Genomic DNA, 15,896 nt, shown 5'->3' on the forward strand with positions numbered 1-15,896 from the left:
CCGTCCATCGTCGACTGGACTTCGTCGCGGATCCAGCTGAACGAGCATGTCCGTACAAGGTCAATACGGACGGCCACGGACTCCGTACGAGCGTCATTCAAACGCATCAATTTGCTGTTCGCGCAGCTCAGCGCGATGCTCGAGTGCCTCTATCGAGGTTTTCCCGGTTCTATAGTTCTCGCTCATGACCATCGACCGTCCGGATCCTTCGTCGATCACGGACCGCACGGAATTCGCGGCAGCATTGCGTGCGATCCGGACAGAGGCGGGTGCCACGGTCCGGGAGATCGTCGAGCGTTCCGGTGGCTTGCACGGCACCATCGGTGGCTGGTTCTCCGGACATCACGTCCCGACCAAAGCCAGCGCCGAGATGTTCGCCGCCGTACTGATCGCATGCGGCGTCGCCGACGAGGACGAGCGCGCCCTGTGGTGGGACGCGGTGTCGAGGGTGCGGTCGATCCCGGGCAGGCGGACCGTCGATCCGGTGAAGGGCGACCCTCCGTACAAGGGCCTCGAGGCGTTCGAGCCGGCCGATGCGGAGTGGTTCTTCGGCCGTGACGACGTGATCGAGCGTCTGGGCACACGCGTCCGTGAGGCCCTCGGCTCCGGTGGAGGCATCGTCTTCGTCGTCGGTGCTTCGGGCTCCGGCAAGTCCTCGCTCCTGCGTGCCGGGCTGGCATCGAGATTCCCCGGTTCGGAAGTCCATTCCGGCGTCGGCGATATTCGTGCCTTCCCCGAGCGAGCCGAATCCTTTGCGCCGGGATCGGTTCTCGTCCTCGATCAGGCCGAGGAGTTGTGGACACTGGCGACACCGCTCGAGCGCGAGAACTTTCTGCGTGCGGCAGCGGCGTTGCCGAGCGCGGGGTCGGTTCTCGTAGTCGGACTGCGGGCGGATTTCTACCAGAACGCCGTGTCCGAGGACGCGCTGCTCGCCGGCCTGTCCGACAACCCGGTGGTTGTCGGGCGTCTCACCGAGTCACAACTGCGGGAGGTCATCGTGTCGCCTGCCGCGAAGGCGGGTGTCTCCGTCGAGGCCGCCCTCGTGCAGGTCTTGGTCGGCGAATTGGGTCCACGCGGATCGCAGTTCGCCCATGACTCCGGTGCCCTGCCGCTGCTGTCCCATGCCCTGCTCACCACGTGGCAGGTGTCGAGCGGTAGAACGTTGACTGTCTCGGACTATCTCGCTACCGGCGGGATCGGCGGTGCGGTGGGGCAGAGCGCCGAGGAAGTGTTCTCGGCCTTGACCGCCGAACAGCAGCGCGAGACACGGCGCATCTTCATGCGGTTGGTCAATCTCGACGACGAGGTCGTCACTCGTCGCCGCGTCGATCGCGTGGAGCTGTTCAACGGAGACGAGAACGAGGTCGCGGTCACCGACGTCGACATCGTCGTCGAACGGTTTGCCGCACGCAGACTGCTGACCGTCGGAGAAGAGACCGTCCAGATCACCCACGAGGCGTTGCTGACGGCGTGGCAGCGGCTGCGCGAGTGGCTCGACGACGATCGTCAGTGGCTCGTCGAGCACCGTCGACTCACCCAGGCCGCAGAACTGTGGGAGAACAACGATCGCGACGACGGTTCGTTGCTGCCGGAATCGAGGTTGGCGCTGGTGCAGGAATCCCTCGGTCCGGTACGTCGGCGAGATCTCAACTCGGTGGAGAGGCGCTACCTCGACGCGAGTGCGAACCGAATCGAGCAACAGAACCGAAGCGACCGACGTCGGCGACGCACCCTCGAAACGCTCGTCACTGCACTCGCGCTGCTGACCGTACTGGCTGTGACACTGGCAGTGACCGCGTTCGTTGCTCGGTCGGACGCGAACAACCGACGGGTCGAGGCCGAGCGCGCGGAGGCAGAGGCTGTCTCACGTCAGATCGCCGGTGTCGCAGAGCAATTGAGGACTCGAGATCCCGGGCTGGCGGCATATTTCGCGTTGGCGTCGTACGAGGTGGACCGCACGACGGAGGCGCGGTCATCGCTACTCGATTCATCTGCGATCCACACTCCTGTGCGGCTGCTCGGAGTGGAGGGCGGGGCGGTGACCGCGGTCGAGCCGCGCGGAAACATCGTGGCGACAGCCGGTTCCGACGGACACGTGCGGATGTGGTCGCTCGCAGACGGGCACGCGAAGCTCGGTGAAATTGTCTTGCGTGACGCCCGGGTGTTGACGTTCGATCCGCAGGGGAGCGTGCTCGCTGTGGGAGGATCGTACGGCGTCGAGCTGTGGGATGTGGCGAACCCGTCTGCACCGATGTTGTTGTCGCGCATCGACGCAACTGGCGTCAGTAGCCTGTCGTACTCTCCCGACGGCCGGCTGCTCCTCGTCGGAACCCAAGATGACACACTGCCTCTCCTCGACGTTGCAGATCCCACCGCGCCGCGCACCATAGGTGAAGTCTCTCAACCTGGTTCGCCGACAGCGACGGAATTCAGTCCCGACAGTCGATACCTGGTGACGGCCGGTCCGGGGCGCGCGATGCGGCTGTGGGACGCGACCCGACTGACCGCGTCTCCAGCAGCCCCTGTCGTTCCGCTGATCGACGTCCCGTCGGACGGATCGACCTACACCGCGCTACAGCTGGCATTCTCTCCCGACGGCACCACGTTGATCGCGGGTACCACCGGTCGCGAGGTTCTACGCTGGGCGGTCGACGGCGGTCGGCTGACTGCACTACCGGCGTTGACTGGATTCACCAGTTACGTCAACGACGTCGCGTTCAGCGGGGACGGGGTGTTGATCGCTGCGGCGAGTTCGGACAACACCACGAAGGTGTGGGACGCCGACTCGGGAACGCTGCAGCGGACACTGCCCGGCCCCATCGAGGTCACTTCGCTCGCGTTCTCACCGGATCGCTCGTCGATCGTGACGGCCAGTGGCGATGGCATCACGCGGATCTGGCCACTTCCCGGACCGGCCCTGGTCGATGCCGGCGACACGATCTATCAGAACCCCATCGGTGCGTCGGACACCCGGATGCTCGTCGGTGCCGGTAGCCGAGCCCCGGCCACGATCGTCTGGGACGTCACGGATGTGGAGAATCCGGTGGCGTCGGCACCGTTGGTGATCGGCGACGGTGCCCAGCAGACGGGGGCGGTAGCACTGACCGCAGACGGCACCCGTGCTGCTGTGGGTACCACCACCGGTGGATTTCAGCTCTGGGACACAACCGATCTCACCGATCCGGTCGCCCTCGGTGGCATTCGGGAGGCAACGACCAGCTTGACTGCGGGGCTGGTCTTCGACGGAACGGGATCGCTTCTGGTCGTCTCCGGCCAGAACTCGAACGACGTGTCGTTGTGGTCGCTGGCCGACCCAACGATCCCGCGAGCGTTGTCGACCCTGGAGGCGGGTAACTACCCCGCGGGTATGGCGCTGTCGCCCGACGGTTCGGTACTCGTCATCGCCAGTGTCGGTGGCGTGGTCGAACTGTGGGACATCTCCGACCCCACCGATCCGCGTCGAAGGACCACGTTGGGCGGTTTCGGAAGTGACGTGCAGGCCGTGGCCATCTCACCGGACGGGCGAACACTCGCCGCAGGCAGTGCTGATCGCTCGATTCGACTGTGGGACATGGAGAATCCGGACAACCCACAGCACCTCTCGCGCATCGTCGGACCGTCCAGTCCGATCTGGTCGCTCTCGTTCGATCGATCCGGTACGCGGCTGGCCGCCGGTGAGGGGGGATCGACGCTCTGGCTGTGGAACGTGGGGGACCGCTACGCACCCGAAGAGTATGCGGCCCTCACCGCGTACGGCCAGCGTGTCTACACCGCGGTGTTCGGCGCGGGCGGACAGGTGCTCTTCGGCGGTGGCTCGGCCCGCGACCTCCGCATGTGGCAGACCGAGCCGGACGAGGTCCGCAGTCGCCTGTGCGAATCCGGGGGCTCGGTGGTCACCGAAGCCGAATGGGACCGCTACCTGCCCGGGGTGCCGTATCGGCAGTTGTGCGAGACCTGATCGATCGCGGATCCAGGGCTAAGGATCAGGGATCGGTCGGCTGAAACCCTCCAGCATCCCGGTGTAGCGCTTGGGTGGCGGAACGGCGAATTCGCCCCTCTTTCCGGTACCCAGTCCCAGCGAGATCAGTGACTGCACGAACAGTGTTCCCGCGGCGACGCCGTCGACCACCGGTACGCCGATCTCGGCCGAAATGTGTTGGCACAGATCGGCCATCCCCGCACATCCGAGGACCACGGCATCGCTACCGTCCGTCTCCACGGCGATGCGACACGCCTCGGTGACGATCTTGCGGGCGTCGGGGTCCGCCTCGAGATCGAGGACCGGCAGGTCGCACGCGTGGATGCCGAGGCAGTGGCGTCCGAAGCCGTAGTGGTTGGCCAGATCCTGGGCACGCCCGACGGTGCGCCCGAGTGTGGTGACGACGCTGAATCCTCGGCCCAGGAAGCTCGCGGCGTGCATGGCCGCCTCGGCGATACCGATGACCGGCCCGGCCGCGAGCTCGCGAGCCGCGTCGATGCCGGGATCACCGAAGCAGGCGACGACGTAGCCGTCGACCCCCGCGGCCTCGCCACTGGCGATCTCGGCGAGAATTCCTGGGACGCTGAGGGCTTCGTCGACATGGCTCTCGATCGAGACGGGCCCCATCGAGGGGCTGACCGCGTCGACGACCGTGCCCGGGCCGACCACGGCCCGGGCACAGTCACCGATCGTTGCGGTCATCGAACTGGTGGTGTTCGGATTGATGACCTTGATGAGCACGGAAGAGATCCTATGCCTTCGCTGGAACGTCGAAGTTGGTGACAGCCAGCTTGGTTCGCGTCGCAAGGAAGTAGTACGTGGCGAATCCGATGCCGCAGCCGATGAACCAGCTGTACTTCGACGCCGTGGACATACCGGCGATCTCCAGGCCGTCGACGGCTCCGTTGAACAGCACGGTGAACATCGCCACCGCTGCGCCCGCGACGGTCGCGTACACCGCCGCCGGGTTGTAGCCCTTCGAGTACCAGTACAGGCCGGTCTTGGACATCGAGAAGAGTTCGTCGACCGCCACGTGCTGCTTACGGATCAGGTAGTAGTCGGCGATCAGGATTCCGAACAGAGGCCCGATGAACGCGCCGAGGGTCTCGAGCGTCAGGTGGATGACCTCGGGATTGTTGTACAGGTTCCACGGGGTGATCAGTACCGAACCGACTGCGGCGATCATGCCACCGGCGCGCCAGCTGATGCGTTGCGGGCTGACGTTGGAGAAGTCGAAAGCCGGAGCGATGAAGTTGGCGACGATGTTGATGCCGACCGTCGCGATGGCGAAGGTGAGGGCACCGAGGACGATGGCGAAGGTGCTGTCGATGCGGGCGACCGTCTCGACAGGGTCGGTGATCAGCTCGCCGAACACCGGCAGGGTCAGCGAGGCGGTGACGACAACGAGGATGGAGAACACCAGGAAGTTGACGGGCAGACCGAGGAAGTTGCCCTTCTTGACGGCAGCGTAGGACTTTCCGTACCGAGAGAAGTCACCGAAGTTGAGCATCGGACCGGAGAAGTACGAGACGACGAGCGCAATGGCTCCCAGCATGACGGGAACGGCGCTGAAGCCGGTGTACTCGACATCGCCGAGGGTGAGATCGATTGCGCCCCAGCCGGCTTTCCAGATCAGGTAGCCGCACAGCATGAACATGACGACGTAGACGGCAGGGCCGCAGAAGTCGATGAACTTGCGGATCGACTCCATCCCGCGCCAGAACACCGCAGCCTGAACGACCCAGAGGAACAGGAAACTCGCCCAACCGAGCAGCGACAGTCCGGCGAAACCGTAGTCCGCGGTGACGGCGTACGGAGCCAGGGACGGGAACAGCTTGATCAGCACGATGTCGAGGGCAGCCGATGCCAAGAATGTCTGGATGCCGTACCAGGCCACCGCGATCAGGCCACGGATGATCGCCGGGATGTTGGCACCGAGCACTCCGAACACGCTGCGACAGATGACCGGATACGGAACCCCCGTCACCTGGCTCGGCTTGGCGACCAGATTGCAGAAGAAGTAGACGATCGTGATGCCGACTAGCAACGCGATCAGCACCTGCCAACTGGCCAGCCCGAGCGCGAACAGGCTGCCCGCCGTCACGTAACCGCCGACCGAGTGCACGTCCGACATCCAGAAGGCGAAGAGGTTGTACGAGGTCCAGGTCTGCTTCTTCAGCGGAGCGAGATCCTCGTTGGTCAGCCGTGGGTCATAGGTGTCCTTGATCAGTCCACCACCGACGGGGTGGCCCGCGGCTTCCACGAGATCTCCCGTTTGAGCGGGACCGTGCGCTGTATCTGTCATCGATGCTCCTGACGGCATGGCGTATGAGACGAACGAAGGAGGTGAACGAGCGAATGAGGAAAAGTTAGCGGCGAAGTGTTGCGCACTCGTGACGAGAGCGATATATCTTTCCGGTCGTTCCTGCAGTCTCTATTCCGACGACGGATCGGCGAACAATCCGTGATCGTTCGACAGTGTCGAAATGACCGAATTGAGACGCGTGTGGTGATGCTGCGCGGCGCGCAGCAAGCCCGCGGAATCGCCGGCCAGAAATGCCGCGAGCATTTCGGCGTGATCGCTGTGCAGCGACGCCCTGTCCGACCCGGCGACATGCACCATGGGTTGCACGGGTTCGGTTATGTTCCAGGCGGATTCGAGCATGTGCAGCAATCGATGCATGCGGGACGGACGGGTCAGGGACAGGTGGAACTCACGCGAGAGGCGGTGATATTCTCGCGAGTCGTCCTGGGCAAGCGAGGCCTCGAGTTGACAATTGATCTCGACGATGTGGGCCCGGTCGGCCTCGGTGGCGAGCTCGACTGCGGACGGTAGTGCAGCCGTCTCCAATACCTCTCGCACGATGTACATTTCGCGAAGTTCGGCTGCGGTCAACTGCGCAACCGTGTAGCCCAGATTCGGTCGATGATCGACCAGTCCCTCGCCGATGAGTGTCTTGAGGGATTCGCGCACCGGAATTCTGCTCACCCCGAAGAGTTCCGCTACTTCATTGAGTGGAATCGGCGTATTCGGCGGCGCATCGCCGGCAAGAATGACTCGGCGTAACTCTTGCAGAATTGTCGGTTGCGGGCCGCCGGGTGCCGATATCGACAATTGCGAGAGCAATACGGATCGGCGACGGGGTGGCACGAATCGAAGATTATCGTCGCAGTGTTTCGGCGGCGTGACGTCCTCGTTCCATCCGATAGCATCTGCACTCATGGCCACGGACCCCCTCGGTACGCAGTACTGGCCGGACCTCGACGGGTCTCGCACCCTGGTGGTGCCGGTCGGCTCGATCGAGCAGCACGGTCCGCACCTCCCGCTCGATACCGACACTCGTATCGCAACCGCCGTGGCGCACACCATCGCGGATGCTCTCGTGGCCCCCGCGATCGCGTACGGAGCCAGTGGCGAGCACGAGGGATTTCCCGGCACCGTGTCGATCGGGGCCGCAGCTCTCGAATCGGTTCTGGTGGAGTACGGGCGTTCCGCGTGCCGCTGGGCCGAGCGAGTGGTGTTCGTCAACGGACACGGAGGCAACGGCCCCACCGTGCGCTCTGCCGTACTGCTGCTGCGCTACGAGGGCCGCGACGTCGTGTGGTTTCCGTGCGCGATACCGGGAGCAGATGCTCACGCCGGGCGCACCGAAACGTCGTTGCTGCTGCACCTTTCGCCCGAGGTGGTGAACATGAGCAAGGCCGAGGTGGGCAATGTAGCCGACATCGCCGATCTGTTGCCTGCGCTTCGCGTCGACGGCATGGCACCGATCACTGCGAACGGGGTGCTCGGTGATCCCACCGGGTCCGATCCGGAGGAGGGGCGTCGGATGTTCGAGCAGCTCTGCACCCGCGCCGGCGATGCTGTGCAGAGATGGAGTCCCTCCGAGCACGGAGTGATCACATGAACGAGCTCGATGGAATGCCTGCTGAGGAGCCGTCCGACGATTCCGGAAAAACGGGGCATGGGTATGTTCCGTCCGATTTCACGGGTGGCCGACACTTCGGCGTCTCGTCCGCTTACGATCTCCTGATGGGTGAAGGTCGGTTGCCTGACGGCTTCGGGGTGCGAGTCGATCCACGCGTACGCACATTCTCCGAAGGACGAGTCCTGATCGGTGGTTCACCGACACGCATGCTCAAGCTGGCACCGACGGCAGCGGCGATGATCGGTGACGGTTTCATCGAAGTGACCGACTCGCAGTCCGCTCTCGTCGCTCGCAAACTGCTCGACTCGGGTGTCGGGAACCCGCGCCCTATGTCGATCCCGTCGCCGAGCGACGTCACCGTGGTCGTACCGCTCAAGAACAACGAGGCCGGGTTGGAGCGCTTGATCGCCGCACTCCACGGTCTGCACGTCATCATCGTCGACGACGGGTCGGACGTTCCGGTCGCAGTGCCGCGGGTCTCGTGGAGTGTGGGCAGCGTGACGGTGCTCCGGCACGAGCACTCGCGCGGACCCGCTGCGGCGCGAAACACGGGATTACGATGTGCAACAACGGATTTCGTTGCTTTCCTGGACTCGGACGTCGTGCCGCGCAAGGGATGGCTCGAGGTGATGCTGGGACACTTCTCGGATCCGGCCGTGGCGCTGGTGGCACCCCGAATCGTCGCGCTGGAGCCCGAGGGCAGCGCCCTGGCCAGGTACGAACACGCGCGCTCGTCCCTCGATCTCGGTCGCAGGGAAGCAGCGGTACGCGCAGGCAGCTCGGTCTCCTACGTGCCCAGTGCTGCAATGCTGATTCGTCGGTCGGTGGCGATGGACTGCGAGGGATTCGACGAGTCGATGCACGTGGCCGAGGACGTGGACCTGTGCTGGCGGCTGCAGGAGGCGGGTTGGCGACTGCGCTACGAACCGGTCGCTCACGTCGCGCACGAGCATCGCGTCACCTTCGTCGAGTGGTTCGCCCGCAAGCTGTTCTACGGGACCGGTGCCACCCCGTTGTCGGCACGTCATCCGGGAATGGTGCCGCCCATCGCAATGTCGCCGTGGACGTTGGTCGCGTGTCTGCTCGCCGCGAGTCTGACGAGGATCGGACTCGTCGGTGCCGCCGCCACGCTCGGTGTCACGATCGTCCGCCTGCGCAAGATGTTCGTCGGTCTGGATCAGCCCACGCGGATCGCGGCCATTCTCGCTGCCGAGGGTTTCGTGGCGGGGTTGTGGCAGTTGGCGTCGGCCCTGTGTCGACACTATTGGCCGATCACCCTGCTCGCCGTGCTGCTGTCGAGTCGTATTCGTAGAATAGCGCTGGGATTGGCTGTTGCAGAGGCGTTTTCGGATTGGTACAAGCATCGTGAACTCGGCGGCCTCGACCCTGTGCGGTATGCATTCTACAAACGTGCCGATGATGTCGCGTATGGCGCAGGCCTGTGGCGCGGTGCACTGTCCGCGCGCAGCATCGACGCGCTCAAGCCTCGCCTGGACGGCTGACGCGATGCGAGCCGGGCCCGCCCCGCAGACGGTGTGATCGGAATCGAGCACGCGGACGTCATCGTCGTGGGAGGCGGATCCTGCGGCTGCGTCGTCGCGTCGAGGCTCAGTGAGAATCCCGATCGGTCGGTGCTGTTGCTCGAAGCCGGGCCTGCGTTCTCCGGCGTCGCCGACGTTCCGGCGGCTTTGCTCGACGCGTCGACGCTTCCCATCGGCCCGGGGAGCGAATGGGTGGGAACCTACACGGCCGAACTCGCGTCGGCCGTGTCTCGGACGATCGCGCGAGGCCGGGTGCTGGGGGGCTCCGGCGCAGTGAACGGCGGTTACTTCATCCGCGCCACGCCGGGCGACTTCGACGCCTGGCCGCAGTCGGTGTGGTCGTTCGATCAGGTGTTGCCGTTCTACATCGCCTCCGAAACCGATCTCGATGTCGAGGCGACCGGTCGGTGGCACGGTTCCCACGGACCGATGCCGGTCTCGCGCACTCACGTGCAGGACCGACATCCAGTGACGGCGGCATTCGTAGAGGCCGCTACGAACGCTGGCTTTCGATTCCATGATGATCTGAACGCTCCCGACGCGGCCGTGGGGGGAGTCGGCGTTGTGCCCTCGAACATCCGCGACGGGGTCCGCGTAAGTGCCGCTCTGGCATATCTGTTGCCGGTCGTCGGAAGGAAGAACCTACGGGTACAGGGGAATACGACGGTCGCGTCGTTGATGTTCAAGGGAAGCAAGGTGATCGGGGTCGAGATCATCGCCGACGGTGTACGCAGTGTCGTCGAGTCCGATACCGTTGTCATCTCGGCCGGCGCGGTGCATACTCCTGCCCTGCTGCTTCGATCCGGCATAGGACCGTCGGAAAGCTCTGCTGCGCTGGGCATTTCGGTCATCGCCGACAGTCCGGGAGTCGGCCAGGGTTTCAGTGACCATCCCGAGGTTGCCGTTCCCGTCGTCACGACGAACGAATTCCCGACGGCATCTCGTGCTCTGGAAGCGGTGCTGCATGCGGGCGACGTGGAGATCAGGCCCTACACCGGAAGATTCGACCGACTCATTTCCGGGCTCCCCGCGGGTCCCCACGTGTTCGGTGTCGGCCTCATGCGCTCGACGGCGCGAGGGAGCATCGCGCTGCGCAGCACGGATCCGTTCGAGGCTCCGGACGTGCGCTACCGCTATCTCGAATCGGAGGGTGATCGGCAGGCGATGCGAGGTGGCGTCGCACTGGTGCGAGATCTGATCGCATCGCCGTCCATGGCCTGCGCTGAAGTCCCTGCGACCGACGACCCTTTCGCGGCACTGGGCACGTCGTTGCACCTGTCCGGTAGCGCCAGGATGGGTCCCGAGTCGGATCCGGGGTCGGTGCTCGACGATCACTGTCGCGTGCGGGGAGTGGACGGAGTCTTCGTGATCGATACTTCGGCGTTCCCGGTGGTGCCCAGCCGCGGCCCGCATGCGACGGCGATCATGTTCGCCGAGCGCGCCGCTGCGTTGATGTGAGTGGAGCAGGCGGACTGACCGGTGGCTGTTGCAGACCACGGTGAGGGTGTTTAGGCGTAGCGTTCGTGGTCTGGGGACCGTTCAGGTTCCCCGATAGATGGGTTACTGCCATGTCGGACAAATCGCCCCGCAACACGATGACCAAGAAATCCGGCAAATCGCTCAAGGACAAGCGCGCAGACAAGCGGGCCAAATCGAGTGGTGACACCAGCAACGACATCATCACCACGGCCGTCAAGAAGAAGTAGGCACTCGGGGTCGGCGCAACCGGCCACGGCCGCGTGCGTCGGCCACGGCTGTATCCTTGCGTGTGAGCTGGGTTACAACGATGTGGACAGGTCACGGAGGAAGCGTCGAATGGCAAGCCGATCGGACAGTGGTGGCAACCCCTGGGTCGCAGTGCGCCCCGGCGAGGACGTCGCTGTGCTCGCGCGCCAGATGTCCAGTGCCCATCAATCTTTCGTCGACGACGTTCGCACCCACGGTTCGGCCGTCCGGTCCGTCGTTCTCGATTCGTGGATGCGCAGCCGAACCAAGGGTGTCGACCCGGACGGTGGCAACGACACTCCTGCGCTGACCGGTGCGGACCTCGAGCGCTACCGCAACGGACACCCGATGGCCATCATCCGCCCGGTGATTCGAAAGCTTCTGGTCGAGGACGCGTCCGACACCGGTTTGCTCGTTGCGATTTCCGATGCCGAGGGACGCCTGCTGTGGGTCGAGGGTGATTCCGCGGCCAAGGACCGAGCACTCGCGATGGACTTCGCCGAGGGGGTCGATTGGAGCGAGGAGAGCAAAGGCACCAACGCCCCCGGCACTGCGCTCGCGGTCGATCACAGCGTGCAGATCTTCGCATCCGAGCACTTCTCGCGGTCGGTGCACGAGTGGAGCTGCTCGGCGGCACCGGTGCACCACCCCACCAGTGGTCACATCCTGGGTGCCATCGACATCACCGGTGGCCCGCGGGTAGCGGTGCCCGAGGTGCTCTCGTTGGTGCGCGCAACGGTCGCCGCTGCTGAATCCGAGCTGCGCCTGCATCTGATGAACTCGCCGAAATCATTGGGCGACACAGCCCCTCGGCTCGAGGTCCTGGGATCGGGACGGCCGGGAGTGGTGCGCGGATCCGGCCGGATACCGCTCTCGCAGCGGCACGCCGAGATTCTGCTTCTGCTCGGTGAGCATCCCGAGGGTCTGAGCTCCGACCACCTCGCCGTGCTGCTCGACGAGCAGGAACTCGACTCGGTCACCATTCGCGCCGAGATGTCGAGGCTGCGCAAGGCCTTCGGTACTGCAGGCCTGGCATCGCGGCCCTACCGGCTGGTCGGCGAGTTGTCCTCCGACGTCGGCGATATCCGACGAGCCCTGGATCGAGGCGACGTCGACGCTGCTCTGCGCATCTACTCGGGCCCGGTGCTTCCCGGGTCGTCCGCGCCGGGAATCGAGGAGATCCGCGAGGAACTGCGGTCTCGGATGCAGGCCGCATTGCTCCGACTCGGAGATCCGGTGCTGCTGGCGCAGTGGACCTCGTCCATCCACGGCCGCACGGACGTCATCGCATGGGAGGCGTACCGGGCCACGCTCAGCCGCGACTCCGCGCTCTACGGGCAGGTCAGTGCGCGTATCGACCTTCTCGACCGCGATCTCGGCATCTGAGGAACCGGTCGCTCCAGGCCGTCCTCGGAATCGGCAACGTAGTTGCAACGTTGCAACCCCTAGTGTCCTGAATCACACACCGCATCAACTGTGAAGCACGTGTCGATCAGGAGGATTTTCAATGTCCGTCTACGCTCGTCCAGGTACCGCCGATTCCGTCATGTCGTTCCAGTCGCGCTACGACAACTGGATCGGCGGCGAGTGGGTACCGCCGGTCAAGGGCCAGTACTTCGAGAACCCGACTCCCGTCACCGGTGAGAACTTCTGCGAGGTCGCCCGTTCCACGTCCGAGGACATCGAGCTCGCGCTCGACGCCGCACATGCCGCGGCCCCCGCATGGGGCAAGACCTCCGCGGCCGAGCGTGCCGTGATCCTGAACAAGATCGCCGACCGCATCGCCGACAACCTCGAGTCCATCGCGCTGGCGGAGTCCTGGGACAACGGCAAGCCGATCCGCGAAACACTGAACGCCGACATCCCGCTGGCCATCGATCACTTCCGATACTTCGCCGGCTGCATCCGCGCGCAGGAGGGATCGCTCTCCGAAATCGACAGCGACACAGTCGCTTACCACTTCCATGAGCCGCTCGGCGTCGTCGGGCAGATCATCCCGTGGAACTTCCCGATCCTCATGGCCGTGTGGAAGCTGGCCCCCGCCCTCGCGGCCGGTAACGCAGTGGTGCTCAAGCCCGCCGAGCAGACCCCCGCGTCGATCCTTCACCTGATCTCGATCATCGGCGATCTGCTGCCTGCGGGCGTGCTCAACATCGTCAACGGATTCGGCGTCGAGGCAGGCAAGCCGCTGGCATCGAGCCCGCGTATCTCCAAGATCGCGTTCACCGGCGAGACCACCACCGGCCGCCTGATCATGCAGTACGCGTCGCAGAACTTGATCCCGGTGACCCTCGAGCTCGGTGGCAAGAGCCCCAACGTCTTCTTCTCCGACGTGCTGCAGGCCAACGACGACTACCAGGACAAGGCGCTGGAGGGCTTCACGATGTTCGCCCTCAACCAGGGTGAAGTGTGCACCTGCCCGTCGCGCTCGCTGATCCAGGCCGATATCTTCGACGAGTTCCTCGCCCTCGCAGCCATCCGTACCAAGGCTGTGCGACAGGGAGATCCGCTCGACACCGAGACCATGATCGGCGCACAGGCCTCGAACGATCAGCTCCAGAAGATCCTGTCGTACATCGAGATCGGCAAGGGCGAGGGCGCACAGGTCGTCACCGGCGGCGAGCGTGCACAGCTGGGCGGCGACCTCAACGGCGGCTACTACATGCAGCCCACGATCTTCACCGGCAAGAACAACATGCGCATCTTCCAGGAAGAGATCTTCGGCCCGGTCGTCTCGGTCACGTCGTTCACCGACTACGACAACGCCATCGAGATCGCCAACGACACCCTGTACGGGCTCGGCGCAGGCGTCTGGTCGCGGGACGGCGGCATTGCCTACCGCGCCGGCCGCGATATCCAGGCCGGTCGTGTGTGGACCAACACGTATCACCAGTACCCCGCGCACGCGGCCTTCGGTGGTTACAAGCAGTCGGGTATCGGCCGCGAGAACCACAAGATGATGCTCGATCATTACCAGCAGACCAAGAACCTGTTGGTCAGCTACGCGCAGAAGGCACAGGGCTTCTTCTGATGAATGCCCCTCGGCCGCCTGCGCGGCTGAAGACCACCGTCGAGGCGATGGACCTGCTCCGTCGCCTCGGCGGTATCCACGGCGAACTGATGATGCATCAGTCCGGGGGATGCTGTGACGGGTCGTCGCCGATGTGTTATCCCGCAGGCGAATTCATCGTCGGCGACCGGGACGTTCTTCTGGGGTACATCGACCTCAGGCTCGGGGTCGGCGAGGTCCCACAGGATCTCCCGAGCGGGAGCGACGGTGTACCGGTGTGGATTTCGGGGTCTCAATTCCAGGCGTGGAAGCACACGCAACTCGTGCTCGACGTGGTTCCCGGCCGCGGCGGTGGGTTCTCGCTCGAATCGCCCGAGGGAGTGCGCTTCCTCAGCCGCGGACGTGCGTACACCGCCGAGGAGAACGACATCCTCGCCGAGCACCCACCGCTCGTGGGCGTCGACTGGGAAGAAGGCCGACGGCCGGAGATCCCCGACGATCCCCTGGTGGTCGCCGAGGCCGTCGACGCATGTCCCGTTCCCGGGATGCTCCAGGGCTGAATGCCTGCGGCAGTGGTGCGGCTGAGAGCCCCAGGCGGCACTCAACCGCACCACTGCGCGCAGCGCATACAGTGCAAACGATGAAGAGCGCACCGAAGTCCGACCACGTCGAGGGTGACGAGAGCCTGCGCACCGTGGTCATCGCTTTCGTCGCCAACCTCGGCGTCGCGATCGCGAAGACCTTTGCAGCGGTGTTCACCGGATCTGCGTCGATGGTTGCCGAAGCCGCGCACTCGTGGGCCGATACCGGGAACGAGATCTTTCTGCTCGTCGCCAATCGCCGGGGATCGCGCGGACCGGACGATCGACGGCCTCTCGGGTACGGGCGGGAGACCTACTTCTGGTCGACTCTCGCAGCGGTCGGACTCTTCGTCGCCGGTGCGGCGGTGTCGGTGTGGCACGGCATCACCTCGCTGTTCGCCGGCGAATCGAGCAGCGAGAACTACCTTGTCGCATACGTGGTGCTCGGCATCGCATTTCTGCTCGAGGGAGTCTCGTTTCTGCAATCGGTTCGACAGATTCGCGGCGAGGCCGCCGAGTACCACAGAGACTTTCTCGATTACGCGCTCGAGACCTCGGATCCGACGCTGCGCGCAGTGTTCGCAGAGGACAGTGCCGCGTTGATCGGCATCGTGATCGCCGGTGCCGGAATCGGATTACACCAACTCACCGGTAACGCCGCCTTCGACGCCATCGGGTCCATTCTCGTGGGGATACTGCTCGGAATCGTCGCGTTCGTTCTGATCGATCGAAACCGCCGATTCCTCACCGGTGAACCGGGTTCGAGGGCATTATGGAATGCGGTGGTGCAGCGGATCGAGCAACTCCCCGAGGTGGCGTCGGTCAGGTTCGTTCGCATCGAGTTCGTCGGTCCCAAACAGATCTATGTGGTGGCGAGTGTCGACCTCGTCGGTGATTTCGCAGAATCACGCATCGCACACACGCTCCGGCGACTGGAGCGTGAGTTGGAAACCAACAGAGCTGTGGTGGACGCGGTATTGACAGTCGCCGAACCGGACGAGGGCGACATCGGTGACGTCAACGCCGTGGGGCACCAGTCGTAATTTGCCCGTCATTCATCGATGACGCGGCGCTTACATCACGGGCCTATCGTGAACCGATTCGCGCGCCACACCTGTTGTGAATCGTCCC

At 64.6% G+C, this 15,896-nt stretch carries 12 protein-coding genes; 9 read left to right on the forward strand and 3 right to left on the reverse strand.

Going from position 1 to position 15,896, the window contains the following annotated elements; translation table 11 throughout:
• Window positions 1–184: 184 nt before the first annotated feature.
• Complete coding sequence (locus AB0362_RS11950; RefSeq protein ID WP_317808705.1) at window positions 185–3,958, forward strand: WD40 repeat domain-containing protein; 3,774 nt, start codon at window positions 185–187, stop codon at window positions 3,956–3,958.
• 18 nt (window positions 3,959–3,976) lie between these two features.
• Here the strand turns inward: AB0362_RS11950 and AB0362_RS11955 are convergent, their stop codons facing one another.
• The 3 genes from AB0362_RS11955 to AB0362_RS11965 form a co-directional block, all read right to left on the reverse strand.
• Window positions 3,977–4,720 carry an aspartate/glutamate racemase family protein gene (locus AB0362_RS11955; protein ID WP_317808706.1) on the reverse strand — a complete coding sequence of 248 codons (744 nt, stop codon included), beginning with the start codon at window positions 4,718–4,720 and terminating at the stop codon, window positions 3,977–3,979.
• A gap of 10 nt (window positions 4,721–4,730) precedes the next feature.
• A complete protein-coding gene (locus AB0362_RS11960; RefSeq protein ID WP_149405318.1) occupies window positions 4,731–6,284 on the reverse strand; it encodes an NCS1 family nucleobase:cation symporter-1 in 1,554 nt (517 codons plus the stop codon).
• Between the two features lie 129 nt (window positions 6,285–6,413).
• Window positions 6,414–7,130, reverse strand: a complete 717-nt coding sequence (locus AB0362_RS11965) for a GntR family transcriptional regulator (RefSeq protein ID WP_149405618.1) — start codon at window positions 7,128–7,130, stop codon at window positions 6,414–6,416.
• A 70-nt stretch (window positions 7,131–7,200) separates the two neighbouring features.
• On the opposite strand from AB0362_RS11965, the gene mftE reads away from it, so the two are divergent.
• The 8 genes from mftE (at window position 7,201) to AB0362_RS12005 (ending at window position 15,808) form a co-directional block, all read left to right on the forward strand.
• The gene (mftE, locus tag AB0362_RS11970) at window positions 7,201–7,887 is read left to right on the forward strand and encodes a mycofactocin biosynthesis peptidyl-dipeptidase MftE (protein WP_317784002.1); all 687 of its coding nucleotides are present in this window, start codon (window positions 7,201–7,203) and stop codon (window positions 7,885–7,887) included.
• 125 nt (window positions 7,888–8,012) lie between these two features.
• Window positions 8,013–9,410: a mycofactocin biosynthesis glycosyltransferase MftF gene (mftF, locus tag AB0362_RS11975; protein ID WP_094639178.1), complete on the forward strand. Its 1,398-nt coding sequence runs from the start codon at window positions 8,013–8,015 to the stop codon at window positions 9,408–9,410.
• Window positions 9,411–9,446: 36 nt separating this feature from the next.
• Entirely contained in the window at window positions 9,447–10,907 is a 1,461-nt protein-coding gene (gene mftG, locus AB0362_RS11980; protein ID WP_317808808.1) for a mycofactocin system GMC family oxidoreductase MftG, read from the forward strand.
• A gap of 110 nt (window positions 10,908–11,017) precedes the next feature.
• Window positions 11,018–11,155, forward strand: coding sequence for a hypothetical protein (locus tag AB0362_RS11985; protein WP_176460347.1), 138 nt, complete (start codon window positions 11,018–11,020; stop codon window positions 11,153–11,155).
• 109 nt (window positions 11,156–11,264) lie between these two features.
• Window positions 11,265–12,560, forward strand: coding sequence for a transcriptional regulator (locus tag AB0362_RS11990; protein ID WP_068051494.1), 1,296 nt, complete (start codon window positions 11,265–11,267; stop codon window positions 12,558–12,560).
• Window positions 12,561–12,681: 121 nt separating this feature from the next.
• Window positions 12,682–14,205, forward strand: a complete 1,524-nt coding sequence (locus AB0362_RS11995; RefSeq protein WP_068051492.1) for an aldehyde dehydrogenase family protein — start codon at window positions 12,682–12,684, stop codon at window positions 14,203–14,205.
• Window positions 14,205–14,744: a DUF779 domain-containing protein gene (locus AB0362_RS12000; RefSeq protein ID WP_300514581.1), complete on the forward strand. Its 540-nt coding sequence runs from the start codon at window positions 14,205–14,207 to the stop codon at window positions 14,742–14,744. The genes AB0362_RS11995 and AB0362_RS12000 overlap by 1 nt, the downstream gene beginning before the upstream one ends.
• 80 nt (window positions 14,745–14,824) lie before the next feature.
• Entirely contained in the window at window positions 14,825–15,808 is a 984-nt protein-coding gene (locus tag AB0362_RS12005) for a cation transporter (RefSeq protein WP_317532197.1), read from the forward strand.
• The last annotated feature ends 88 nt before the right edge of the window (window positions 15,809–15,896 follow it).

Origin of the sequence: Rhodococcus sp. NPDC079359 (assembly GCF_040702585.1) — a bacterium.
Taxonomy (GTDB): domain Bacteria; phylum Actinomycetota; class Actinomycetes; order Mycobacteriales; family Mycobacteriaceae; genus Rhodococcoides.